Here is a 23,193-nt window from a genome sequence, read left to right on the forward strand (position 1 = left end):
CGGCGGCTTACTCCGCGCCGCCGCAGACGAATCGTGGCTCGGGATCGTAACGCCAGGAGAACTTCTCGCGCTCGACCTCTTGGCCATCCTTGCGGATGACGCGCCATGCGTCCTGGGTGAAGCCTGGGAGTCCGCTGGAAGAAATGCACTTCGGGCCGGGATCACGGTGCACGGTCGGCGGGCTCGTGACGTTACGACGCGGGCCGTAGACCGTCTTGACGCTGTCGTAGACCTTCGTGCTCCACATGGTCACGGTCACCGAACGCCCGGTGGTGGCGGTGTCGATCAGAATCCCGTACGGCGTCGTGTTCTTGAATTTGAGGTCGAGGGTCGGATAGAAGATCGTCGACTCGATCACCGACGGGTAGCGCGAGAAGTAGAACGAGTGCGGCTTGTGCTCGACGTCTTCCAGGCCGGCGTAGTAGGCGGCGTTGAACAGCGTGGTCGTGAACTGGGAGGCGCCGCCGCCGACACCCGGTTCGAGCACGCCGTTCACGATCACCGGGGCGTCCTTGTAACCCTTGGCGTAGTTGCGCTCGCCGGTGTGCCCGTTGAGCGAGAACGTGGCGCCGGGCCGGACGACCGCGCCGTCGACCGCCTTGGCCACGGTGATGATGTTCTGGCTGCGCGGGGAGCTGCGGCCGCCGGTGAAGTACGTGGTGAAGGTCGACACCTTCTCCTTGATGCCGAGCTCGGTCACGTCGGCGACGCTGGTCTCGGACTCGGCCGACGCGAGCACGCCGGTCACCGCTCGCGGCGCCGGGCCGGCCAGCGCCTCCAGCAGCGTGGGGGCCAGGGCGGTGACGTCGACCAGACGGCCGGGGGCGCCGGGCACCACCTGCGGCTTGCCGTCCTGAAGCCGTACGGTGGCGGGTTTGGCGGCGGTCTCGACCTTGCGGAGCTCACCGGACGCGGCCGTACGCAGCCGCTTGCCGTCGATCGCGGGACTCAACCGGCCCTCCGTGTCGGCGCGGAAGACCAGGCCCTTGGCGATCGCGGCCGGAGTGAGCTGGAACGACCTGCCGCCGACGGTCACGGTCACCGGCGCGGCCACGGCAGGCTTCGCGACGTCGGTGACCAGCGCGTCGACCTGCTCACGGGTCATCGCCGGGGTGCGGGTGGTGAGCGGCACGTCGGCCACCCCGGCGACCGGCCACGCCTCGCGCACCCGTTCGGCGGCCATCGTGCCATCCAGATCAAGACCGGGTTCCCCGTACGCGGTCACGGGCTCGACACCCCGGAAAGCGATCGCGGGCCGGCGCACGGTGACGCGCTCGGTGTCGACCTGCTTGCGGAGCGCCGCGGTCAGCTTGGCCTCGTCGACCCGTACGGAAGGGGGAATGCTCTTGGTCCCGAAGAAGCGGACGCCCTCGCCGGACGCCGCCTGAACCGTCGCGGGCACGTCGATGGTGAGACCGACCGCATCGGGCGCCACCGTGACGTCCTTGCCGTCGAGGCGGACCCGGGCCGGCTGGGCCGACCGCGCCGCGACGTGGTCACGCAGGGCCTTCTCGGCCTCGGCGACGGTGAGCGCGCCCAGATCGAGACCGAGCACCTCGATGCCGCGCGGAATGTCCCCGGCCGTCACGTAGGCCGCCGCACCGCCCACGCCGACCGCCAGCAGCCCGACCACACCGGCCGTGACCAGCCACTTGCCCCGCTTCCTGGGGGTGGAGGAGGACGGCGGCGGCGGTTCCGGCTCCAGACGCTCGATGGCGGGCGCCTCACGCGGAGCCGGCATGATCACCGTGTCGCTGCTGGTCGGCAGCGCAACTGTGGCGTCCGCCTCATCGGGGACCGCAACGCCGCCGTCGGGTGTCTCGTTGAGGATGACGGTGTCGTCCGGCCGCGCACCCGGGCGCGGGTGGGGGACGAACCAATCGGGGCCGGACGTCACGTGCTCACCTCACCGTGGCGTGGTTACGGCAGCTGCCTTTTCAAGATCAGGCGATAGGAGAAAACAGCGTACGTCAGGCTCCCGACCAGGATCATCACGAGTGCGATCCAGTTCTCACCGCCGAGCAGGTAGTCGCCCTCGTCGGTACGCACCCCGGCCGCGCCCAGCATGAGCAGCGTCCACAGCGCCCACGGCGGGCCGATCGCCCACTTGCGGCGGGTCGTGGTGACCGCGAACCAGGCGATCGCCCAGTTGAGCCCGAGCGCCAGCACGATCGAGACGCCGAGCAGCGGGCCGCCGCCGGACCCGATGGCGTCGCCGCGCCAGATCGTCGCCAGGTCACCGGACCGCAGCGTGCTCAGGTTGATCTCGAAGAAGCCGCTGACCAGCGCGGCCAGGATCGAGATCACCACGCCGGCGACGCGGATCACCTGGTCCCAGCCGTCCCACGGCTTCTTCGGTTCGGGCGCCTCGGGGGCGTCCTGCGGTGGCGTGCTCACTTCGGACATGCTCATCCGGCGGCCGCGTCGGCCGTCGCCGGCTGCTCGAGGTCGAGGCCGCCGAACAGGTCGCTCTCCCAGTTGTTCGGGCCCTCGCCCGGGCCGCGCTCACCCTTGGCGATCGTGAAATATTCCACGCCCATGAACTCGCCGCCGAAGTCGCCGGCGATGCCGTAGAGCCACGAGTTGTCGGGGATCTGGGTGGCGTGGGCCTTCATGGCCGCCACCTTCTGCTGGTAATAGTCGGTGCCGTCGATGCGGGCCGCGATCTCGTCGTCGGGGTGGCCGAACGGCAGGTCCTCGACCTTCTCGACCCCGGCGAACGGGTTGTCGGAGAGCTCGCGGAACGCGTCCATGCCGTCGCGCAGCACGCTGAGCGGCATCGCCGTCCAGTAGATCTTCTGCGGGGCGTCGTCGCCGGCCAGCTCGGCGGCGCGCATCGCCACCCGGTGGGCCTGGATGTGGTCGGGATGCCCGTAGAACCCGTTCGGGTCGTACGTGATCAGCACCTGCGGCCGCACCTCACGGATGATCTCGACCAGGTGGGCCGCGGCCTCGTCGAGGTCGGCCTGCCAGAACGCGCGGGCGTGGTCGTTGGTGGGCAGGCCCATCATGCCGGAGTCGCGGTAGCGGCCGGCGCCGCCGAGGAACCGGTGGTCGGTCACGCCGAGCGCGGCGCAGGCGCGGGACAGCTCGACCAGGCGGTAACCGCCGAGCTGGTCGGCCTGGGCCGCCTCGAGCTGGGCCAGCGCGGGCACGTGGATCTCGCCCTCTTCGCCGAGAGTGCAGGTCACGAGCGTCACGTGGGCGCCGGTCGCGGCGTAGTGGGCCATGGTCGCGCCGGTGCCGGTGACCTCGTCGTCGGGGTGAGCGTGCACGAGCAGCAGGCGGCGCGCGGGCAGGGCGTCAGTCACGCGCGCAACAATACGCGGGATCATCGGGCGCATCCCGGACGTGGTGCTCGCGGTTTGGGGCGCATGAACACGGCTTGATCAGCGATGCTGTCCGGGTGGACTTCCCTCGGCTCGCGGAGCGCACCGGCCACTTCCGCCACGGATCGCCGCACGCGGTGACCGTCGGAGCGGACGGCCGGCGGGTGGTGTTCCTGCGCTCCACCGGCCCCGAGGACCCGATCGCGTCGCTGTGGGTGCTCAACGTCGCGACGGCGGCCGAGTCCCTGGTCGCGCCGGGACCTCTTCCCTCGTACGCGACCGACCGCGATGCCCGGGTGGCCGCGTTCGCCCGCGAGGGCCGCCTGTTCCGGGCCGACCTGACCCGGGGAACGGTGACCGAGGTGCCGACCGACGAGCCGGTCGAAGATCCCCGGCCCGACCCGCTGGGCGTCACCATCGCCTATGTCAGCCGGGCCGGCGGCTCTCCCTCGCTGCGAGTGGTCGGGCCCGAGGGCGACCGCCTGCTGGCCGGCGAGTCGGGCAACGCCTGGCGCGAGCACGGCGGCACGATCGGCTGGGGCGTGGCCGACGAGACCGCGCGGCGGTTCGGGCGTGACCGCGGCTGGTGGTGGGCGCCCGACGGCAGCCAGATCCTGGCCGCGCGCACCGCCGCGTCGACCAGCCTGCATCTGCTCGACCTCGACTTCGGCTGGGTCGACGTGCACTGGGACCGCGAGACGTACCCGCACGTGGTGAATGTGCGGTGGGCCGACGGCGGGGGCCCGCTGATCACCGTCCTGCGCCGGGCCCAGCAGCACGGCCTGGTGCTCGCGGTCGATTCCCGTACGGGGGAGACACAGGTCCACGCCGAGCTGGCCGACGCCCGCTGGGTCGAACCGGTGGCCGGCACCCCGCGGCACCTGCCCGACGGACGCGTGCTGGTCGGCGGCGAACTCGCCCACGACGGCTTCGACGCGCGCTGCCTGTTCGCCGACGGCAGCCTGCTCACCCCACCCGCCCTCTATGTGCGGCGGGTGGTCGGCACGATCCCCCGCCCCGGCAGCCCCGCCCCCGACCTCGTCGTCGAGGGCACCGAGGGCGACCCGGCGACCCAGGCGGTCTTCCGCGTACGCACGTCGCTCGGCGGTGGCGGCGCGGAGGCCCGCAAGGTGACCGAGGAGCCCGGCTGGCACCACGCGGTGACCGGCGGCGACGTGCTGATCGTGGACGACGTGGTGTGGCGGGGCGAGGCCCGGGTGGCGGCGCTGGGCAACCTGGCCGCCCCCCTTCCCTACCAGCCGGCCCCGGTCCTCGAACGGGTCACCGACCGCCATCTGCCCGCGGCGGTGCTCTACCCCACCGGTTTTGTCGGCGGCACGAAGCTTCCGGTGCTGGTCACCATGGGCGAGGGGCCCGGCCGCCAGCAGGTCGTCCACGACCCGGCGGCCTGGCAGGAACGACAGTGGTGGGCCGACGCCGGGTTCGCGGTGGTGAGCATCGACGGCCGGGGCACGCCCGGGGTGGCGCCGAGCTACGAGAAGGTGGTGCACCGGCGCCTGGTCGACGTGGCGTTGTCGGACCAGGCGGACGCGCTGAAGGCCCTGCTCGGCAAGCACCCCGACCTGGATCTGGGCACGGTGGCCGTCAGGGGAAATGGTCTCGGGGGCTGGCTGGCGGCGATGGCCGTGCTGAGGCGGCCCGAGGTGTTCCACCGCGGGGTGGCCCGTGACCCGATCGTCGACTGGCACGACGAGCCGGTGCCGTTCGCCGAGCGTTACCTGGGCGACCACCGCGACTCGGCGGACGTCTACGCCCATCACAGCCTGCACGACCCCGACCCCACCGACACCCTGCTCCTGATCGGCGCCGAGGTGCCCGGCCTGCCCTCGCGCCCGACCGCAACCCTTGTCGAGGAGCTAGCCTTCCTCCAACCAAAATCCTAGTCGACCAACTAGTGGGCGAGAGACTAGGCTTGGCGTGTGGAAAAGATGTTCCCGCAAGCCCGTCCGCTCACAGGCGACGAGTTTCTGGCTCTCGACGGGACGGGTGAGCGGATCGAACTCTTCGACGGAAACCTGCATCTGTCGCCCAACCCCGGTGTCCGTCACCAGCACGCGACAGGGCAGGTTGCCGGCGCGCTCGACGACAAAGCGGAGCGAACCGGGCTGATCGTCCTGACCCGCGTCAGCGTGCGGCTTCGCGACGACCGGATCCCGACAGCCGATCTGGTGATCACATCGGACACCTTCCTGGACGGGCCCGTCCTCGAGGCCCGAACGGTTTGCCTGGTGGGCGAGATCCTGTCGCCGGCGAGCAGGGCCGTCGACACGATCCTGAAGAAGCACTACTACGCCGAGGCCGGCATCCCCTGGTACCTCGTGGCCGACCCTGACGGCCCCACGCTCCATTGCTTTGAGCTGGCCGGGAAGGCATACAAGGAGCACTTGACCGCCAAGCCGGGCGAGGTCCTGGAACTTGTGGAACCGGTTGCCGTCGAGCTCGATCCGAGGGACCTGCTGCCGCGCGGGAGGTGATCACGCGGTCTGCGTTTTGTCGTACCGGCCCCGTAGGGTCGGGCCATGAGTCACTTCGATGAGGCGTATTCGGCGGTGCAGGCCGCTCTGGACGCCGGCGCGCGCTACGCCGACTGCCGCATCATGGTGCGCCGCACCGAATCGATGACCGCGCTCGACGGTGAGGTCGAAGAGCTCGGCTCGGGCGAGAGCGCCGGTCTCGGCGTGCGGGCTCTGGTCGGGTCGTCCTGGGGTTTCTACGCCGTTCCCGATCTGTCCGACTCGGCCGCCCGGGCCGCCGGCCGCCGGGCCGCCCAGATCGCGCAGGCCAGCGCCACCGTGCCGGGGCCGCCGATCGACCTCGTGCCGACCGGCGCGGGCGAGGCCAGCTGGGCCAGCGCCTGCGAGGTCGACCCGCTCGGCGTCTCGTTGTCGGCCAAGGGCGACCTGCTGGTGGGGGCCACCGCCGCCGCCAAAGAGGCCGGGGCCGACCTGGCCGAGGGCATCTACCAGATCTGGGACACCCACAAGTGGTTCGTCTCGAGCGACGGCCACCGCATCGACCAGCACATCCGCGAGTGCGGCGCCGGCGTCACGGCGAGTGTCCACGGCGACGGCGAGATCCAGCGCCGGTCCTGGCCGTCGCACCGCGGGCAATACGGCACGAGCGGCTGGGAACTGGTCGACAGCCTCGACCTGATCGGCAACGCCCCGCGCATGGCCGAAGAGGCCCGGGCCCTGCTCACCGCGCCGCTCTGCCCGACCGGCGAGACCACGCTGGTGCTCGGCGGCGAACAGCTCGCGCTGCAGATCCACGAGTCGGTCGGCCACGCCATCGAGCTCGACCGCATCCTCGGCTGGGAGGCCGCGTTCGCCGGCACGAGCTGGCTCGACCTGGAAAAACTGGGCTCGCTGCGCTACGGCTCCGAGCTCATGAACATCACCATCGACCCGGGCATCCCGGGCGCGCTGGGCAGCTTCGGCTACGACGACGAGGGCACCCCGGCGACCAAACGTGACGCCGTACGCGATGGCATCTGGGTCGGCGTGCTGGCCGGGCGCGACTCGGCCGCCGTGGCCGGTCTCGACTATGCGGGCAGCGTGCGCTCCGACGGCTGGGCCCGGCTGCCGATGGTCCGGATGACCAATGTGGGCCTCGAACCCGGCCCGCACACGCTCGACGAAATCATCGCGAACACCGACGACGGCGTCTTCATGGACATCAACCGCTCCTGGTCGATCGACGACCGGCGGCTCAACTTCCAGTTCGGGTGCGAAATCGGCTACGAGATCAAGAACGGCAAGCTCGGCCGCATGCTGCGCAACCCGACGTACACCGGCATCGGCCCCAAGTTCTGGCAATCGATGGACATGCTGTCGTCCGAGACCGTCGCCTGGGGCACGCCGAACTGCGGCAAGGGCCAGCCCGGCCAGGTCGGGCACACCGGTCATCCGGCCGCGCCGGCCCGGTTCACCAACGTACGCGTGGGGGTGCGGGGATGAGCATCGACATCATCCGGACGGGGGCCGAGCTCGAACTCGCGGCCCGGGTCGTCGAACTGGTGCGACGGGCGGCCGGTCCGTCCGCCGAGGCCGAGGTCATGGTGCAACACGACGCCGAGGCGCTGACCCGCTTCGCGAACTCGATGATCCACCAGAACGTGGCCGACGCGGTAACGACCGTGCGGCTGAGGCTGCACCTCGACGGCCGCACGGCGTCGGGCGCCACCACCGTCGTCGACGCGGACGGCCTGCGCGGGCTGGTCGAGCGCACGCTCGCGGCGGTGCGGCTGAGCCCGCCCGACGCGACCTGGCCGGGCCTGACGCCGCCGACGCCGCTGCACCGCTCGGCCGGCTACCACGGCTCGGGCGAACGGTCCGGGCTCGACTTCGGCTTCGACGAGGCGACCGCGCGCGCGACACCGGCCGAGAGAGCTTCCCGCGTACGTGATTTCGTGCGCGCCGCCGAGGGCTTGGAGACGGCGGGCTACTGCCGTACGACGTACAGCTCGGCCGCCTTCGCCAACAGCGCCGGGCAGTCGGTCGAGGGGCGCACGGCCGAGGCCGCGATGGACGGCATCGCCCGCGTCAACGGCGCCGACGGGGTGGCCCGGCTGGCCAGTGGCCGGCTCGGTGACCTCGACGGTTCGGTGCTCGGCGCCCGGGCGGCGGCCAAGGCCCGGGCCGCCGAGAGCCCGGTCGAACTGCCCCCGGGACGGTACGAGGTGGTGCTCGAGCCCGAGGCCGTGGCCGACCTGCTCGACAACTTCTCGGTGTTCGGGTTCAACGGGAAGGCGTACGGGCAGAAGCAGTCGTTCGCCGAGATCGACGCCGACCAGTTCGACCCGTCGGTGACCCTGGTCGACGAGCCCCTGGGCAGCCGGGACGAGCCCGCGCCGGGCCTGCCGTTCGACGACGAGGGGACGCCGCGCGAGTCGCTGGTGCTGGTGCGCGAGGGCGTCACCAAGGCCGTGACCCACGACCGCCGGTCGGCCGCCGAGGTGGGGGCCGTGTCCACCGGTCACGCCTCGCCGGCGTCGCGTACGTGGGGTCCCTATCCCACCCACGTACGCCTCGAGGCCGCACCCGCCGCGACCGAGCCCGCGCTGCCGCCGGCCGACTACTCCGGCCCGACCGCCGAGTCGGCGCGCCCGCTGGTGGCCCGCATGCGGCGCGGCCTGCTGATCACCGACTTCTGGTACACCCGCGTCCTCGACCAGAAGACGCTGGTCATCACCGGCCTGACCCGCAACGGCGTCTGGTTGGTGGAAGACGGCGAGGTGACGGCGGCGGTGAGCAACATGCGGTTCACGCAGTCATATCCGCAGGCCCTGGGCCCCGGCATGGTGATGGGCATCGGCAGCGAGTCGGTGCTGCTGCCCGACCGTTGGTCCGGAACGCGCTACGCGGCCCCCGCCCTGCACCTGGCGTCGTGGAACCTGACCGGCAACGCCTCCGGCTGACCACTGAAGGCTTCCCACCTGGCGATCTTGTGTGGGGCGGCGCATTGACCGGCGTGTTTCACTGGGGCCGTGAGCGACACGCCACGCGACCGTGAGCAGGACGACGACTCTCCTCGGCGGGTGCTGAGATCGTCCGCCAGCCCGGCCGACGGCTCCACACCGGACGATTCGGGCGACGACGTCGACCATGGCACCGCGGCGGCCGACCCCTCGGGAACCAGTTCGGGATCCGGGTCGGGCTGGGGCTGGGCTTCCGGCTCGGGCACGCGCCGCGATATGAGCGCGAGCTCGGGCCCTAGCGCGAATCCCGGCTCGGGCACGCGCCGCGATGTCGGCGCGAGCTCGGGCCCCGGCGCGAATCCCCACTCCGGCGCGGACTTGGACATCGGCGTGGCTCCTGACTCGGGTTCGGACCTGGACACCGGCGCTGTCCCCCACTCGGACTCCGGCTCGGGCGGGGACTTCCCCGAGTCCGCCGGCCCGGGATCGCCGACGGGCGGCGCGGGATCACCGGCGGGCGATTCGGTGGGCGTCGCGGGATCGCCGGTGGGTGGATCGGGCCGGGCGGGTCGGCGGGCGATGTTCGGGCTCGGCGCGCCCTCGGGTGAGCCGGACGAGAGGCAGCGCCGCCGGCGGCGGTGGTGGGTCGCGGGCATCTCGATCGGTGCGGCCATCGTGGTGATCGCCCTCTGCGTCGGCTCACTGGCCGTCATCTCCGCCGTCAGCGGGGTTCGCGACCGCGCCGACGACGCCCGCGAGGCCCGGGCGCTGCGGGACCAGAGCTGCCTCGATCTCGAACGCCGCCTCAACCGCCTGACCCCGCCCGGCTCGACCACCACCCCGAACGCCCGCGCGGCCGCGATCCGCAACGAGGACTCGGCGCTGCGCATCTATCTGAACGAGGTCACCGACGAGCGCTCCCAGGACGCGTGGCGCCGGATCCTGGACTCCCGGACCGTCTACGCCGACATCCTCGAACGCCTGGCGAAGTCTCCTTCGGCGCCCTTCTACCTGCCCCCGAAGAACGACAGCGGCGTCCTGCTGACCGACGAACTCGTCGACTGGTCGCCGGCCTCTTGCACCGGCCCGATCCGCCGCCTGGCCGCCCCCGACCTCTGAGCCGCCCAGCACCGGGACGATCTTGCGCGTTTGCAAGATCGCTGGAGCAGCCACCACACACCCCCACCCACCCGGGGCTTGAAAGCCTATCGGCGGCGCAACGGCTTGGCGGGGGCTGTGGATAACTCTGTCCCAGTGGTGCCCGGCCGTCCGTTTTGGATCAGCGGGGCCAAGATCCATTAGCGCTTGTCGGCCTATCGATGTGATCGGGGTCGAAATTTGTGATCCATACCCTATCCCTGAGCGCGAAACTGCCAGACCTCCGGCGTAACGTGTGCCACACATCACGGAAGCAATGGCGGCTGCCGGGCTCCCCCTCGCTCGCCGGCCGGGTCACATGGACAGGCACGTCAGGAGATCGAATGACGACGACGGCAACGAGGCCGGGCGTGGGGCCCTCCGGTCCACAACGATCACGCGCGGCGATCACGGCCAAGACGTTGCGCACGGACCGATGGTGGTTGGCCCCACTGATCACTTTTCTCGGGCTCGGGGCGTGGGTCACCTACGCGACCGTCCGGGTGTTCATGCACAAGTGGTATTTCGTGGAGGAGTTCCACTACCTCACGCCGTTCTATTCACCGTGCCTCACCGACCGGTGCGTCGAGGGCTCGTCGCTGTTCGGCACGCCGCTGCCCAGCTTCTGGTTGATCCCCGAGGCCGCCTTCACGCTGCCGTTCCTGCTGCTCTTCCGGCTGACGTGCTACTACTACCGCAAGGCGTACTACCGCGCCTTCTGGCTCTCGCCGCCGGCCTGTGCCGTGCCCGACGGCCACAAGAACTACTCCGGTGAGACGCGTTTCCCGCTGATCTTCCAGAACGCCCACCGTTACGCGTTCTACGCCGCGATGATCATTTCGCTGATCAACACCTGGGACGCGATCATCGCGTTCCGCAGCGGTGACGGCGGGTTCGGCTTCGGCCTGGGCAACGTCATCCTGGTCGGCAACGTGGTCATGCTCTGGGCGTACACGTTGTCCTGTCACTCCTGCCGGCACATCACCGGCGGCCGCCTCAAGCACTTCTCGAAGCACCCGGTGCGCTACCGCGTCTGGACCTTCGTGTCGAAGCTGAACGTGCGCCACATGCAGCTGGCCTGGATCACGCTGGGCACGCTGGCGCTGACCGACTTCTACGTCATGGCGCTGTCCGCCGGCTGGTTCTCCGATCTGCGGTTCGTCGGCTGAGGGGCGCGAAGAAAATGACCACGGCAAGAATCGAACGGCACCTGTACGACGTCGTCGTGATCGGGGCCGGCGGCGCCGGTCTGCGCGCGGCGATCGAGGCCCGGCTGGCCGGCAAGCGTACGGCGATCATTTCGAAGTCACTGTTCGGCAAGGCCCACACGGTGATGGCCGAGGGCGGCGCCGCGGCCGCGATGGGCAACGTGAACTCGCGGGACAACTGGATGGTCCACTTCCGCGACACGATGCGGGGCGGCAAGTTCCTCAACAACTTCCGCATGGCCGAGCTGCACGCCAAGGAGGCCCCGGAACGCATCTGGGAGCTGGAGACGTACGGGGCGTTGTTCGACCGTACGAAGGACGGCAAGATCTCGCAGCGCAACTTCGGCGGGCACGAATATCCGCGGCTCGCGCACGTCGGCGACCGTACGGGCCTGGAACTGATCCGCACCCTGCAGCAGAAGATCGTCTCGCTGCAGCAGGAGGACTTCGCGAAGACCGGCAACTACGAGTCGGGCATCCGGGTCTTCTCCGAGACCACGATCACCGAGCTGCTGCTCGACGGCGACCGGGTGGCCGGCGCGTTCGGCTACTACCGCGAGTCCGGCGAGTTCCTGCTGCTCGAGGCGCCGGCGGTGATCCTGGCGACCGGCGGTGTCGGCCGCAGTTACAAGGTCACGTCGAACAGCTGGGAATACACCGGCGACGGCCACGCGCTCGCGCTGCGGGCGGGCGCGACGCTGATCAACATGGAGTTCCTCCAGTTCCACCCGACCGGCATGGTCTGGCCGCCCAGCGTCAAGGGCATCCTGGTCACCGAGTCGGTGCGGGGCGACGGCGGCGTGCTGCGCAACAGCGAGGGCAAGCGCTTCATGTTCGAATACGTCCCCGACGTGTTCCGCAAGCAGTACGCGGAGACCGAGGAGGAGGCCGACCGCTGGTACACCGACCCCGACAACAACCGGCGCCCACCCGAGCTGCTGCCCCGCGACGAGGTCGCCCGCGCGATCAACTCCGAGGTCAAGGCCGGTCGGGGCACCAAGTCGGGCGGTGTTCTGCTCGACGTCTCGACGCGTATGCCGGCCGAGACGATCATCAAGCGGCTGCCGTCGATGCATCACCAGTTCAAGGAGCTGGCCGATGTCGACATCACCAAGGAGCCGATGGAGGTCGGCCCGACCTGCCACTACGTGATGGGCGGGGTCGAGGTCGAACCCGATTCGGCGGCGGCCATGGGCACCGTACGGGGTCTGTTCGCGGCCGGTGAGGTCTCCGGCGGCATGCACGGGTCGAACCGGCTCGGCGGCAACTCGCTCTCCGACCTGCTCGTGTTCGGCAAGCGGGCCGGTGAGCACGCCGCGGCGTACGCGGAAACGCTCGAGAAGCGGCCCAAGGTGAGCACAAAGGACGTCGAGGCCGCGGTCACGACGGCGCTGGCACCTCTGCAGCGGCAGAGCGGCGAGAATCCGTACGGGCTGCAGCAGGATCTTCAAGCCGTGATGGGAGACCTGGTCGGCATCATCCGGCGCGCGGGCGAACTGACCGACGCGCTGAAGCGGCTGCAGGAACTCAAGCTGCGCGTGGCGAACGTCGGCGCGACCGGCGGCCGGCGGTACAACCCGGGCTGGCATCTGGCGCTCGACCTGCGCAACATGATGATCGTCTCGGAGTGCACGGCCAAGGCGGCCCTCGAACGGGAGGAGTCGCGCGGCGGCCACACCCGGGAGGACTTCCCGCAGATGAGCCCGCAGTGGCGCCTGGTCAACCTGGTCTGCTCGCTCGGCAGCGACGGCGACGTGCACCTCGAACGCAAACCACTGCCGAAGATGCGCGACGAGCTGATCCAGCTGTTCGAGCGCACCGAGCTGAGCAAATACCTGACCGAGGACGAAATGAGCCAGTTCGACGCGCAGAGCAACACGGAGGCGAAGTAATGGGCACCAAGCGCCACTTCCGCGTCTGGCGGGGCGACGAGTCGGGCGGCGACATCCAGGACTACGACGTCGAGGTCAACGACGGCGAGGTCGTGCTCGACATCATCCACCGGCTGCAGGCGACCCAGACACCCGACCTGGCCTGCCGGTGGAACTGCAAGGCCGGCAAGTGCGGGTCGTGCTCGGTCGAGATCAACGGCAAGCCGCGGCTGGGCTGCATGACCCGGATGTCGACGTTCGAAGAGGACGAGACGGTCACGATCACGCCGCTGCGCACCTTCCCGGTGATCCGTGACCTGGTCACCGACGTGTCCTTCAACTATGAGAAGGCGCGCGAGACCCCGGCCTTCGCGCCGCCCGCCGGGGTGGCCCCGGGTCAATACCGGATGCAGCAGGTCGACGTCGAGCGGAGCCAGGAGTTCCGCAAGTGCATCGAGTGCTTCCTCTGCCAGAACACCTGCCACGTCGTGCGCGACCACGAGGAGAACAAGGAGGCGTTCTCCGGGCCGCGCTACTTCATCCGCGCGGCCGAGCTCGACATGCACCCGCTCGACGCCCGCGACGACCGGAAGCAGTACGCACAGGCCAACCAGGGTCTCGGCTACTGCAACATCACCAAGTGCTGCACCGAGGTCTGCCCCGAGCACATCAAGATCACCGACAACGCGATCATTCCGATGAAGGAGCGTGTCGTGGACCGTCGTTACGACCCGCTGGTCTGGCTCGGTCGCAAGATCTTCCGACGGGATCAGCTGGAGTCCGAGTCGATGGCGCCGAGCGTGTCGACCGGCGTCACCGGCGCCGGGGACGCGACACCGTTCTCCAGCGCCCGGCTCGCCGAGCCCCCGCCGATCCGTGAGGACGGCAAGCTGGACGTCACCGAGGTCACGCTGCCCACCCAGGGCGGTCCGTCCCCGTTCGGCGACCAGGAGTTCCCGCTGCCGCTCGACCAGATCAGCTATCACAAACCGTCGCCGCAGGACTGACCTTTTTGATCGCCCGGGCCGCTTCGGTGGTCCGGGCGATTCGCTTCCCGCCACTGTTCGAGACCGTCGAGGATGCGTTCCAGACCGAAGGCGTACGTCTCGTCGAGCAGTTCTTCGGGGTCCCGGTGCAGCTGGTCGGTCTCGCGTCGCCACTTGTCGTAGTTCGGGTGGTCGGGGGCGACGCGGTCGAGGAAAGGCTCAACCTCGTCGGCGACCTCGGCCGGCGTCTTGCCCGTGCGCTTCATCGCCGCCATGAACGCCGCCTGTGAGGTCGCCGAACCGATGGCATGCGCGTTGAGCACCGAACTCGCGTGTGACACCTCGAACCCGGTGAACCCGGCCGCGCTGAACAACGCGATCATCCGCTCGCCGACCCGCATCGCGTTCGGGCCCAGCGTGGGGTGCGCGCCGAGCAGGGCGATCACCCAGGTGTGCCGGAGCAGGGCGGCCCGCAGCCCGTTGGCGACGATCGATGCGCCGATCCGCCAGTCCGTGTCGCCCGGTTCGGGCACGTAGACCTCGCCGAACACCTCGTCGACGACCAGCTCGAGCAACTCGTCCTTGTGCGCGACGTGCCAGTAGAGCGAGGTGGCGCCGGCGTCGAGCTTGGTGCCGAGGCGGCGCATGCTCAGCCCCGCCGTGCCTTCCTCGTCGAGGATCTCCATCGCCGCCCGGACGATCTGCTCGCGGCTCAGCGACGGCTGACCGGTCTGCGTGCGTGGGGGTTTCAGCCACACCGAGCTGATGAACGAATCCTGGTTCTGCGGCATGCAGGTTCCTCTCGACCAGCCCATTCTATCGGGACTCGCACAGTGTTCGAGTCGACTGGTACGGTGTTCGAGTCAATCGCACACCGTACGAGAGAGGTCGTCATGACCGAGCGCAATCCACGGCGCTGGCTGATCCTGGGCGTGCTCTGCCTGAGCCTGCTGGTGGTCGTCGTCGACAACATGGTGCTCAACATCGCGATCCCGTCCCTGATCCGCGACCTGGGCGCGAGCACCGCCGACATCCAGTGGATCATCGACGCGTACATCCTGGTCTTCGCCGGTCTGCTGCTCACCGCGGGCAGCCTGTCGGACCGGCACGGCCGCCGCCGCGGGCTCGTCATCGGCCTGATCGTCTTCGGCGGGGCCTCGGTTCTGGCGACGCTCTGTCAGACCCCGGCACAGCTGATTGCCGTACGGGGTCTGATGGGTGTCGGGGCGGCGTTCCTCATGCCGGGCACGCTGTCGATCCTCACGACCGTCTTCGCCGAGGACGAGCGCAAGAAGGCGATCGCCATCTGGAGCTCGGTGCTGATGCTGGGCGCGCTCGGCGGGCCCAGCCTGGGCGGGTTGCTGCTCGAACACTTCTGGTGGGGTTCGATCTTCCTGCTCAACGTGCCGATCGCCGCGCTCGGCGTGGTGGCCGCGCTACTGATCATCCCCGAGTCGCGCGGCACGGCCAGCCGTCCCGACCTGCTCGGCGCGCTGCTCTCCACGATCGGCATGGGCGCGCTGGTCTGGGGCGTGATCTCGTGGTCGCACAACGGCTGGGCGCCGGCCGGATTTGTGGTGGCGGCCGTCGCGCTGACCGCATTCGCTCTGTGGGAACGCAAGGTCGCCGAGCCGATGCTGCCGCTCAAGCTCTTCCGCGACCGCAACTTCGCCGGCGCCAGCTTCTCGATCGTGCTTTTGTCGTTCTCGGCCGGCGGCGTGCTGCTCGCGCTCACGCAGTATCTGCAGTTCGTGCTCGCCTACGAGCCTCTCAAGGCGGGCACCGCGTTCATCCCGATGATCGTCACCGCCATGGTCTTCAACGGCATCGGCGTCGTCGTCGACAAGAAGTTCGGCACCCGTACGGCGTTGGCCACCGGCCTGCTCCTGATGGCCACCGGTTTCGGGGTCCTCACCACGCTCGCGCCCGGCGACGGCTACGGCAAGCTAGCGGTGGCCCTGGTCATCATGGGCATGGGCAGCGGCACGGCGGGCCCCGCGGCGTACGGGACGCTGATGTCCGCCCTGCCCCCGGAACGGGTCGGCGTGGGCTCGGCCGTGAACGACACCGTGCAGCAGGTGGGGACCGCCCTGAGCGTGGCCGTGCTGGGGAGTGTGCTGACCGCTACCTATCGGGCCGCCATGCCGGCCGACACGGTGGCGCCGGCGCGGGACTCCATCGGCGACGCGCTGCGGATCGCCGTCGGCACCGGGGATGCCGGACTGGCCCGGGTCGCTCAGGATTCGTTCGTCTCGGCCATCGCTACGACCTCGCTGATCGGGGTGGCCGGAGGGATCGCGGCGGCCGTTGTGGCCATCACCGTGCTGCGGCCCAAGCCGCCGGCGCCTTCCGTTCCTTCGCCGGCCGAGCCTTCTTCGCCGGCCGTCGCCTCGCCTTCGGTTTCGTCGCCCGCTCCGCCGGTATGACGTGCGCGGCCCGCCGGCTCCTCGCTGCCGGGCCGCCGTTCCCGCCGTCCCGTGGGAGCCCGAGCTGCCGCCATCGCCGTACGCCGACAGCTTCTCCGACTATCTCTTCACCGCCGACTGGGACACCCGGTTGCTGGCCGAGGGGTCGGCCGAGTTCGACTACCCGCTGCCCGAGCGGGCCATCCCGGCCCTGCGGCGGCAGCTCGACGAGTTGCCCAGCACGTATTCATGGGCCGGCAATCAGGGGTGCGACCGGGTCTACCGGTTCGGCGGGCCGGCGCGGGTCCTGGTCGCCGTCGCGGGTGACCAGGTGCTCTACAGCGTCGCCGACGACCCGCGACACGCCGACCTCTCCGCGCTCGACTCGCCGAGGCGGGCCTGACGAAGCTCGAACATCCGTACTAATATGGCGGCATGACCAGCACCTACCAGCCGTCGATGTTCGACGTTTCCGCTTCCGGCCCCGCGCCCGGCGCCGGCGAGCTGCGCGACCGCGTCGAGCGCCACCAGCTCACCGCCGGGGCCTGGGTCGACGTGCTGCCCGGCTGGCTGCAGGGCTCCGACGAGGTCTTCGAGACCCTGCTGGGCATCGACTGGCGAGCCGACAAGCGCCAGATGTACGACAGCGTCGTAGACGTGCCCCGCCTGCTGCGGTGGTATGGCAGCGAGGAAGGGCTGCCCCACGCCACGCTCACCGAGGCCCGGTCCGCGCTCAACCACTATTACGCCGACGAGCTGGGCGAAGAGTTCGTCACCGCGGGCATGTGCCTCTACCGCGACGGCCGCGACAGCGTCGCCTGGCACGGCGACACGATCGGCCGCTCGGCCCGCCACGACACCATGGTCGCCATCGTCTCGCTGGGCTCCCCGCGCAACCTCTCCCTGCGTCCCCGGGCCGGAGGCCACGAGACCCTGCGTTTCCCCCTGGGCCACGGCGACCTGATCGTCATGGGAGGCTCGTGCCAGCGCACCTGGGAACACGCCATCCTCAAGACGGCCAAGCCCGTCGGCCCTCGCATAAGCGTCCAGTTCCGCCCGATCAACGTCGCCTGACCACCCGCCCGACGCCTGGCGCATTGCGCGGGAGTTGGCCGGCACACGCCCGCCGTCGAGAACGTGCGGGCCAGCCGGGGCCGCCGGTTTAGCCAGTCCTACCGCGACAATCGGTCATCGGTAAGCGAGCGGCCCTGAGTGAACCGTCTGCTCCGGTAGCCTTACCCTCCGCGCCCTCGGCGGAAGGAACGATGAGTCAGTGTCGCCGCTCTGGATCGTGGTCATCGCGCTGGCCACGGCAACGCTCGGCGTCCTCGGCAACGTCGTCGGCGGGTGGCTGAAGAAGCCCGACGGAATGAGCGGCGGCCACGTCGTCGCCGTGCTGATCGTGCTCGTGCTGGCCACCGCGGGCGTGGCGCTAGTGGCCGACGGGAAAGCGCCGTGGCCCAAGAGCGGCGACTCAACCACAGCGAAGCCCACGACGGCCAGATCCAACCCGGCGGTCGCGACACCTAGCCGATCCACGCCGGCTCCCGGGAAGACGTCCAGGGCCACCAGGAAGCCGACGGCGCGCACAACGCGGCCGCGCTCTACGACGACCGCGCCCAAGAGCGTGGATCTGAGCGGTGACCTCGACGGATCGATCAGCCCATGGACACTCGTGCACGACGGGCGGGTCAAGACGTTGAAGGTGACCGTGTCCCAGGCGACGCCTAACGGGAAGTTGCCGTGGCAGTACGGCTCGCTGATCGACGGCTCCCGGCCCGCCTGCACCATGGACTTCAGCTCGCTCTGCAACGACCAGTTCGGCGGCGGCGTGGCGACCGCTGACAGCAAGGGCGTGGCCGTCTTCACGATCCGCTGGTCGCCCGGGGACGCGTATGACGCGCTCGGTGACGGCTACGACGATGCGGGCTGGGCCGTCAACGTCATCGATGACGCCACGTACGGATCGTCCAAGCGCAGCTGCCGTTGCATCTCCATCGGCTTCATGGTGCAGCCCTCATCCGACGCACCCGCATCCACCGAGTGGGAGCACTGAGCCCCGCTCAACGCAAGGGAACAAGGGGCAGCGGCCTCCTCAGCATGTGCTGAACGTGCATGGAAACAACTTGGAAACAGGCGGTTGACGTGCACGGGGAGAAAGTTACACTGCCAGTGTAAATAGTTGACCTTCAAGCTCCATACAGGACGAACGCGCGACCTCCACGCGCTTCTTGACCGTGTCCGGCCATCCCGCCGCCCCCGAGCCGAGGTGACCATGTCGACGGAAAAAGCTGATCCAGGTCTGGTTCTCCACCACATCACCGTTCGTTTCGGCGGGCTTCTCGCCCTCGACGACGTCTCGCTGCGAGCCGGGCCGGGACGCGTGGTCGGGGTCATCGGCCCCAACGGCGCCGGCAAGACCACCCTCTTCAACGTCATCTGCGGGTTCGTGACGCCGCAGTCGGGAGCCATGACGCTCGACGGCCGGCCGTTCCGGGCGCGGCCCCATCAGCTCGCCCGGCACGGCATCGCCCGCACGCTGCAGGGGGTCGGGCAGTTCAACGGCATGACCGTCCTCGAGAACGTGCAGGTGGGCGGCAACGAGAAGACCGCCTGGGCGGCCCTCGAACGCTGCGAGGTGGCCGAGCACGCGGGGAAACGGCCGGGCGAACTCCCGTACGCGAAACGCAAGCGGGTCGAACTGGCGCGCGCCCTCGCTTCCCGGCCGCGCATCCTCATGCTCGACGAACCCGCCGGCGGCCTCGACACCGACGAGATCCGTTGGCTGGCCGACCTGATCCGCGACACCGAGAGCACCGTCCTGCTGGTCGAGCACCACATGGAACTGGTCATGTCGGTCTGCGACGAGATCCTGGTGCTCGACTTCGGCAAGCCGATCGCCCTCGGCACGCCGGGAGAGATCCGCACCGACGAGAAGGTCGCCGAGGCCTACCTGGGGACCGCCGCATGAGCGCGCTCCTCGAGGTCGAGGGGCTGACCGCGGGCTACGGCGCCGCACCCGTGCTGCACGACGTGAGCCTCACCGTCCAGCCCGGAGAGATCGTCGCCGTGCTGGGAGCGAACGGCGCCGGCAAGTCGACCCTGCTGCGGGCGTTGTCCGGTCTGCTCCCCATCCAGAAGGGGCGGATCAGCCTCGAAGACCGAGACCTGACAAAGATCAAGGTCGAGCATCTCGTACGGCATGGCATCGCCCACGTCCCGGAGGGGCGCGGCGTCGTCACGGAACTGACCGTCGAGGAGAACCTGCGGCTCGGCGGGCTCTGGCGCAAACCGCAACCGTCGCTCGAACCGATCTACGAACTGTTCCCCCGCCTGGCCGAACGCCGCACGAACGAGGGCCACCAGCTCTCCGGCGGAGAACGCCAGATGCTCGCGATCGGCCGCGCGCTGGCCGCCCAGCCCCGGCTGCTGCTGCTCGACGAGCCGTCGCTCGGCCTCGCGCCCAAGGTCACCGCCCAGATCATGGCGTTGCTGCGTGACCTGCGCGACCGTACGGGCCTGGCCGTGCTCCTGGTCGAGCAGAACGTGCGCAGCGCCCTCTCCGTCGCCGACCAGGGGATCGTGCTGTCGCTGGGCCGCATCGTCACCCGCCACGACGCCGCCACGCTCGTCGACGACGCCGAGCTCCGGCACGCCTACCTGGGGTTCTGACATGGACCGATTCCTGTTCCTCACGTTCGACGGGCTGAGCCGGGGCGCCGTCTACGCCGCGTTCGCGCTGGCCCTGGTGCTGATCTGGCGGGCCGCCCGCATCGTCAACTTCGCGCAGGGGGCGATGGCGGTCGCGACCGCGTACGTGGCCTACTCGGTGGCCGACGCGACCGGCTCCTACTGGATCGGGTTCCTGGTCGCGGTCGTGGCCGGGTTGCTGCTGGGCGCGGGCGTCGAGCGGGTGGTGATGCGGTTCGTCGACCATTCGTCCCCGCTCAACGGCGTGGTCGTCGCGCTCGGGCTCGTGCTGATCATCCAGGGCGTGCTCGGGATGATCTACGGCAACGAGTTCCGGCCGGCCGCCGCCCCGTTCAGCCGCGACGCGTTCGAGATCGGCGGGGTCGCCCTGCTGTCCCGCTACGACCTGTTCGTGTTCGGCGCCGTGGGCGCGGTGGTCGTCCTGCTCACGCTTCTTTTCACCCGTACGCCGACCGGGCTGCGCATGCGGGCGGCGGCGTTCGCGCCCGACGTGTCGCGGCTGCTCGGCGTCCCCGTCGGCGGCATGCTCACGCTGGGCTGGGCCCTGGCCGCGGCGGTCGGCTCGCTGGCCGGGATGCTCGTGATCCCCACCGAACTGGGCCTGCACCCGACGGCCATGGACATCGTCTTCATCTCGGCGTTCACCGCGGCCGTGCTCGGCGGTCTCGACAGCCCGATCGGCGCCGTCCTGGGCGGCCTGATCGTCGGCCTGCTGCTCTCCTACATCAGCGGTTATCTCGGCGCCACGGTCGCCCCGATGGCCGTCCTCGCCCTGCTCGTGGTCGTCCTGCTGAGCCGCCCCGACGGCCTGTTCGCCCGATCGAAAGCGAGGACCGCATGACCGCCCTCCAGGATCGGACGCGCACCCGGGCCGCTCACAAGGCGCAGGCACGCCTCAACCCGTACCTCGTGATCGCCGCGGGTGCCGTGGTCGTGGTCGCCCTGACGTACATGCTCCCGCCGTTCCGCACCTACCAGCTGGCGACCGTCGGGGCGTACCTCTGCGTGACCGCCGGCCTGACCGTCCTCACCGGACTCAACGGGCAGCTCTCCCTCGGCCACGGCGCCCTGATGGCGACCGGTGCCTACACGCTGGCGCTCTGGCAGAACAAGTTCAACCTGCTGCTCCCCGGCATCCTGGTCGCGATCGTGGTGACCACGGCCGTCGGCGCCGTCATCGGTCTGGCCGCCGCGCGTCTGCGGGGGCCTTACCTGGCCGGCCTGACCCTGGCCGTGGCGGTGGTCGTCCCGAGCATCACCAGCACGTTCGACGAGACGTTCAACAGCGACCAGGGCCTGTCGGTCATCCTGAACCCGCCGCCCGATTCGATGACGGTCGAGCAGTGGCAGGCCTGGGTGTGCTGGGGTGGCGCGTTGCTCACGGTGCTGGCGCTGGCCCTGCTCACGCGCGGCCGCTTCGGGCGGGACATGCGGGCGGTCCGCGACGACGAGACAGCAGCCCGTCTCGCCGGCGTCAGTGTCGCCCGTACGCAGGTGCTGGCTTTTGTGGTCTCCGCCGCGTGCGCGGGGCTGGCCGGCGCCCTGTTCGCCGTGATCGCCCAGAGCGTCTCCCCCGGGGCCTTCCCGCTCACCCTGTCGCTGTTCCTGCTGATGGCGATCGTCATCGGCGGGCTGGGCCGGCTCTCGGGCGCCCTGATCGGCGCGGTGCTGCTGGTGGCGCTGCCCGCGGTCGCCCACGAGATCGGTGAGGCGGCCGGCTCGCAGCGTCTGGAGGGCAACCTCGCGCTCACGTTCTTCGGCGTCGTCCTCGTCGTCGTCATGCTCGCCGCGCCGGGTGGGCTCGCGTCCCTGCGCATCCCCTTCAAGAAGAAAGGCCACTGATGAAACGCACAGCGACCGTCCTTGCCGCCGTGCTGCTGGCCGCGGCCGGCTGCAGCGATTCGGGCGGCGGAGGCAGCAGCGGCAGTGCCGACACCCCGGGCGTGACCGACACCGAGATCGTCGTCGGCACCCACATGCCGCTCACCGGCCCCGCGGCCGCCGGCTATTCCAAGATCGCCCCGGCCACCAAGGCCTACTTCGACTATGTGAACGCGAACGGCGGCGTGCACGGCCGCAAGATCACTTACAAGATCATGGACGACGGCTACAACCCGGCCAACACCCAGCAGGTCGTGCGCCAGCTGGTGCTGCAGGACAAGGTGTTCGCGATCCTCAACGGGCTCGGCACCCCGACCCACAGCGGCGTGCTCGACTTCCTCAAGACCAACCGGGTGCCCGACCTGTTCGTGGCCAGCGGCAGCCGCAGCTGGAACCAGCCCGACAAATATCCGGGCACGTTCGGCTTCAACCCCGACTACACGGTCGAGGGCAAGATCCTGGCCACGCACGTCAAGGAGACGTACGCGGGCAAGAAGGTCTGCTTCCTCGGGCAGGACGACGACTTCGGGCGGGACAGCCTGGCCGGCATCGAGAAGGTGCTCGGACCGGTCGCGGCCAAGCAGTCGTACGTGACCAGCAACCCGAACGTCGGGCCGCAGATCGGCGCGCTCAAGGCTGCCGCCTGCCAGGTCGTCATGCTGGCCACCGTGCCCGGATTCACCGCGCTGTCGATCGGCACCGCCGCCAAGCTCGGGTTCAAGCCGCAGTTCGTGGTGAGCAACGTCGGCTCCGACCCGACCACCCTGGCCAAGACGCTGGGCGACGCGGCGCCGCTGCTGGAGGGCGTCGTCGCGGCCAACTACCTGCCGCTGGCCAACGACACCGCGAACCCGTGGATCCAGCTCTACACCAAGGTCAACACGCAGTACAACGCCGGCGCCGAGCTGGACAACAACGTCGTCTACGGCATGTCCGTCGCATATCTCTTCGTCCAGGCCCTGCAGTCGGCGGGCAAGGACCTGACCCGCGACGGCATTGTCGAGGCGGTCGAGAAGGGCGGCTTCACCGGTCCCGGTCTGGTGCCGGTGCGCTATTCGGCCGACGACCATTCCGGATACTCCGGCGAGCAGCTGACGACCATCGAGAAGGGCCAGGCCAAGTACTTCGGAAAGGCCTACCGCACCGACGACGGCGACGGCGCCGTGGAGCCGGTCGAGGCCGCGGCGGTGGCCCCGCCAGCGAACGGCATCCCCGCTGCATAAGGTGG

The 23,193-nt window shown here is 70.0% G+C and carries 21 protein-coding genes; 17 read left to right on the top strand and 4 right to left on the bottom strand.

Annotation, left to right across the window (positions count from 1 at the left end; genetic code table 11):
- Positions 1 to 7: 7 nt before the first annotated feature.
- From JIG36_RS54485 to mshB, 3 genes are read right to left on the bottom strand one after another with little or no spacing between them, the layout of a single operon-like run.
- Positions 8 to 1,897, bottom strand: coding sequence for a VanW family protein (locus tag JIG36_RS54485; protein WP_203382861.1), 1,890 nt, complete (start codon positions 1,895 to 1,897; stop codon positions 8 to 10).
- A gap of 23 nt (positions 1,898 to 1,920) precedes the next feature.
- On the bottom strand, positions 1,921 to 2,406 hold the full coding sequence (locus tag JIG36_RS44105; protein ID WP_438870799.1) for a hypothetical protein: 486 nt from the start codon (positions 2,404 to 2,406) through the stop codon (positions 1,921 to 1,923).
- Between the two features lie 2 nt (positions 2,407 to 2,408).
- Entirely contained in the window at positions 2,409 to 3,311 is a 903-nt protein-coding gene (gene mshB, locus JIG36_RS44110; RefSeq protein ID WP_438870798.1) for an N-acetyl-1-D-myo-inositol-2-amino-2-deoxy-alpha-D-glucopyranoside deacetylase, read from the bottom strand.
- 155 nt (positions 3,312 to 3,466) lie between these two features.
- Between mshB and JIG36_RS44115 the strand changes: the two genes are divergently transcribed.
- From JIG36_RS44115 to JIG36_RS44150, 8 genes are all read left to right on the top strand, one after another.
- Positions 3,467 to 5,233, top strand: coding sequence for a prolyl oligopeptidase family serine peptidase (locus tag JIG36_RS44115; protein ID WP_438870800.1), 1,767 nt, complete (start codon positions 3,467 to 3,469; stop codon positions 5,231 to 5,233).
- A gap of 45 nt (positions 5,234 to 5,278) precedes the next feature.
- On the top strand, positions 5,279 to 5,824 hold the full coding sequence (locus tag JIG36_RS44120) for a Uma2 family endonuclease (RefSeq protein ID WP_236049521.1): 546 nt from the start codon (positions 5,279 to 5,281) through the stop codon (positions 5,822 to 5,824).
- Positions 5,825 to 5,869: 45 nt separating this feature from the next.
- Positions 5,870 to 7,306, top strand: a complete 1,437-nt coding sequence (locus JIG36_RS44125; protein ID WP_203382866.1) for a TldD/PmbA family protein — start codon at positions 5,870 to 5,872, stop codon at positions 7,304 to 7,306.
- Positions 7,303 to 8,766, top strand: a complete 1,464-nt coding sequence (locus tag JIG36_RS44130) for a TldD/PmbA family protein (protein WP_203382867.1) — start codon at positions 7,303 to 7,305, stop codon at positions 8,764 to 8,766. Before JIG36_RS44125 ends, JIG36_RS44130 begins: the two co-directional genes overlap by 4 nt.
- Before the next feature lie 69 nt (positions 8,767 to 8,835).
- Positions 8,836 to 9,885: a hypothetical protein gene (locus JIG36_RS44135; RefSeq protein ID WP_203382868.1), complete on the top strand. Its 1,050-nt coding sequence runs from the start codon at positions 8,836 to 8,838 to the stop codon at positions 9,883 to 9,885.
- Positions 9,886 to 10,247: 362 nt separating this feature from the next.
- A complete protein-coding gene (gene sdhC / locus JIG36_RS44140; protein WP_203382869.1) occupies positions 10,248 to 11,072 on the top strand; it encodes a succinate dehydrogenase subunit SdhC in 825 nt (274 codons plus the stop codon).
- Between the two features lie 14 nt (positions 11,073 to 11,086).
- Positions 11,087 to 13,003 (top strand): fumarate reductase/succinate dehydrogenase flavoprotein subunit, encoded by a 1,917-nt coding sequence (locus JIG36_RS44145; RefSeq protein ID WP_203382870.1) that lies wholly within the window; start codon positions 11,087 to 11,089, stop codon positions 13,001 to 13,003.
- A complete protein-coding gene (locus JIG36_RS44150) occupies positions 13,003 to 13,989 on the top strand; it encodes a succinate dehydrogenase/fumarate reductase iron-sulfur subunit (RefSeq protein ID WP_203382871.1) in 987 nt (328 codons plus the stop codon). Before JIG36_RS44145 ends, JIG36_RS44150 begins: the two co-directional genes overlap by 1 nt.
- Here JIG36_RS44150 and JIG36_RS44155 read toward each other — a convergent pair.
- Positions 13,965 to 14,759, bottom strand: coding sequence for a TetR/AcrR family transcriptional regulator C-terminal domain-containing protein (locus tag JIG36_RS44155; protein ID WP_203382872.1), 795 nt, complete (start codon positions 14,757 to 14,759; stop codon positions 13,965 to 13,967). The two genes, JIG36_RS44150 and JIG36_RS44155, sit on opposite strands and share 25 nt — an antisense overlap.
- Before the next feature lie 102 nt (positions 14,760 to 14,861).
- Here JIG36_RS44155 and JIG36_RS44160 point away from each other — a divergent pair, with 102 nt between their 5' ends.
- From JIG36_RS44160 to JIG36_RS44200, 9 genes are all read left to right on the top strand, one after another.
- The gene (locus JIG36_RS44160; protein WP_203382873.1) at positions 14,862 to 16,394 is read left to right on the top strand and encodes an MFS transporter; all 1,533 of its coding nucleotides are present in this window, start codon (positions 14,862 to 14,864) and stop codon (positions 16,392 to 16,394) included.
- Between the two features lies 1 nt (position 16,395).
- A complete protein-coding gene (locus JIG36_RS44165) occupies positions 16,396 to 16,776 on the top strand; it encodes a hypothetical protein (protein WP_203382874.1) in 381 nt (126 codons plus the stop codon).
- A gap of 32 nt (positions 16,777 to 16,808) precedes the next feature.
- On the top strand, positions 16,809 to 17,447 hold the full coding sequence (locus JIG36_RS44170) for an alpha-ketoglutarate-dependent dioxygenase AlkB (protein ID WP_203382875.1): 639 nt from the start codon (positions 16,809 to 16,811) through the stop codon (positions 17,445 to 17,447).
- Positions 17,448 to 17,646: 199 nt separating this feature from the next.
- Entirely contained in the window at positions 17,647 to 18,429 is a 783-nt protein-coding gene (locus JIG36_RS44175) for a hypothetical protein (protein ID WP_203382876.1), read from the top strand.
- A 219-nt stretch (positions 18,430 to 18,648) separates the two neighbouring features.
- Entirely contained in the window at positions 18,649 to 19,344 is a 696-nt protein-coding gene (locus tag JIG36_RS44180) for an ABC transporter ATP-binding protein (RefSeq protein WP_203382877.1), read from the top strand.
- The gene (locus JIG36_RS44185) at positions 19,341 to 20,045 is read left to right on the top strand and encodes an ABC transporter ATP-binding protein (RefSeq protein ID WP_203382878.1); all 705 of its coding nucleotides are present in this window, start codon (positions 19,341 to 19,343) and stop codon (positions 20,043 to 20,045) included. Before JIG36_RS44180 ends, JIG36_RS44185 begins: the two co-directional genes overlap by 4 nt.
- 1 nt (position 20,046) lies before the next feature.
- Positions 20,047 to 20,925, top strand: coding sequence for a branched-chain amino acid ABC transporter permease (locus tag JIG36_RS44190; protein ID WP_203382879.1), 879 nt, complete (start codon positions 20,047 to 20,049; stop codon positions 20,923 to 20,925).
- 110 nt (positions 20,926 to 21,035) lie between these two features.
- A complete protein-coding gene (locus JIG36_RS44195) occupies positions 21,036 to 21,926 on the top strand; it encodes a branched-chain amino acid ABC transporter permease (protein WP_438870801.1) in 891 nt (296 codons plus the stop codon).
- Positions 21,926 to 23,188, top strand: a complete 1,263-nt coding sequence (locus tag JIG36_RS44200; protein ID WP_203382881.1) for an ABC transporter substrate-binding protein — start codon at positions 21,926 to 21,928, stop codon at positions 23,186 to 23,188. Before JIG36_RS44195 ends, JIG36_RS44200 begins: the two co-directional genes overlap by 1 nt.
- The last annotated feature ends 5 nt before the right edge of the window (positions 23,189 to 23,193 follow it).

The sequence above is a fragment of the Paractinoplanes ovalisporus genome, assembly GCF_016834655.1.
GTDB classification, from domain to species: domain Bacteria; phylum Actinomycetota; class Actinomycetes; order Mycobacteriales; family Micromonosporaceae; genus Actinoplanes; species Actinoplanes ovalisporus.

What these genes read in the sequence shown, in the direction of transcription:
- JIG36_RS44185 (WP_203382878.1), top strand. Translation starts at nt 19,341, where the DNA reads ATGAGCGCGCTCCTCGAGGTCGAGGGGCTGACCGCGGGCTACGGCGCC.
- JIG36_RS44120 (WP_236049521.1), top strand. Translation starts at nt 5,279, where the DNA reads ATGTTCCCGCAAGCCCGTCCGCTCACAGGCGACGAGTTTCTGGCTCTC.
- JIG36_RS44170 (WP_203382875.1), top strand. Translation starts at nt 16,809, where the DNA reads ATGACCAGCACCTACCAGCCGTCGATGTTCGACGTTTCCGCTTCCGGC.
- JIG36_RS44200 (WP_203382881.1), top strand. Translation starts at nt 21,926, where the DNA reads ATGAAACGCACAGCGACCGTCCTTGCCGCCGTGCTGCTGGCCGCGGCC.
- JIG36_RS44150 (WP_203382871.1), top strand. Translation starts at nt 13,003, where the DNA reads ATGGGCACCAAGCGCCACTTCCGCGTCTGGCGGGGCGACGAGTCGGGC.
- JIG36_RS44130 (WP_203382867.1), top strand. Translation starts at nt 7,303, where the DNA reads ATGAGCATCGACATCATCCGGACGGGGGCCGAGCTCGAACTCGCGGCC.
- JIG36_RS44145 (WP_203382870.1), top strand. Translation starts at nt 11,087, where the DNA reads ATGACCACGGCAAGAATCGAACGGCACCTGTACGACGTCGTCGTGATC.
- JIG36_RS44160 (WP_203382873.1), top strand. Translation starts at nt 14,862, where the DNA reads ATGACCGAGCGCAATCCACGGCGCTGGCTGATCCTGGGCGTGCTCTGC.
- JIG36_RS44105 (WP_438870799.1), bottom strand. Translation starts at nt 2,406, where the DNA reads ATGTCCGAAGTGAGCACGCCACCGCAGGACGCCCCCGAGGCGCCCGAA.
- JIG36_RS44180 (WP_203382877.1), top strand. Translation starts at nt 18,649, where the DNA reads ATGTCGACGGAAAAAGCTGATCCAGGTCTGGTTCTCCACCACATCACC.
- JIG36_RS44190 (WP_203382879.1), top strand. Translation starts at nt 20,047, where the DNA reads ATGGACCGATTCCTGTTCCTCACGTTCGACGGGCTGAGCCGGGGCGCC.
- JIG36_RS44155 (WP_203382872.1), bottom strand. Translation starts at nt 14,759, where the DNA reads ATGCCGCAGAACCAGGATTCGTTCATCAGCTCGGTGTGGCTGAAACCC.
- JIG36_RS44195 (WP_438870801.1), top strand. Translation starts at nt 21,036, where the DNA reads ATGCTCCCGCCGTTCCGCACCTACCAGCTGGCGACCGTCGGGGCGTAC.
- sdhC (WP_203382869.1), top strand. Translation starts at nt 10,248, where the DNA reads ATGACGACGACGGCAACGAGGCCGGGCGTGGGGCCCTCCGGTCCACAA.
- JIG36_RS44125 (WP_203382866.1), top strand. Translation starts at nt 5,870, where the DNA reads ATGAGTCACTTCGATGAGGCGTATTCGGCGGTGCAGGCCGCTCTGGAC.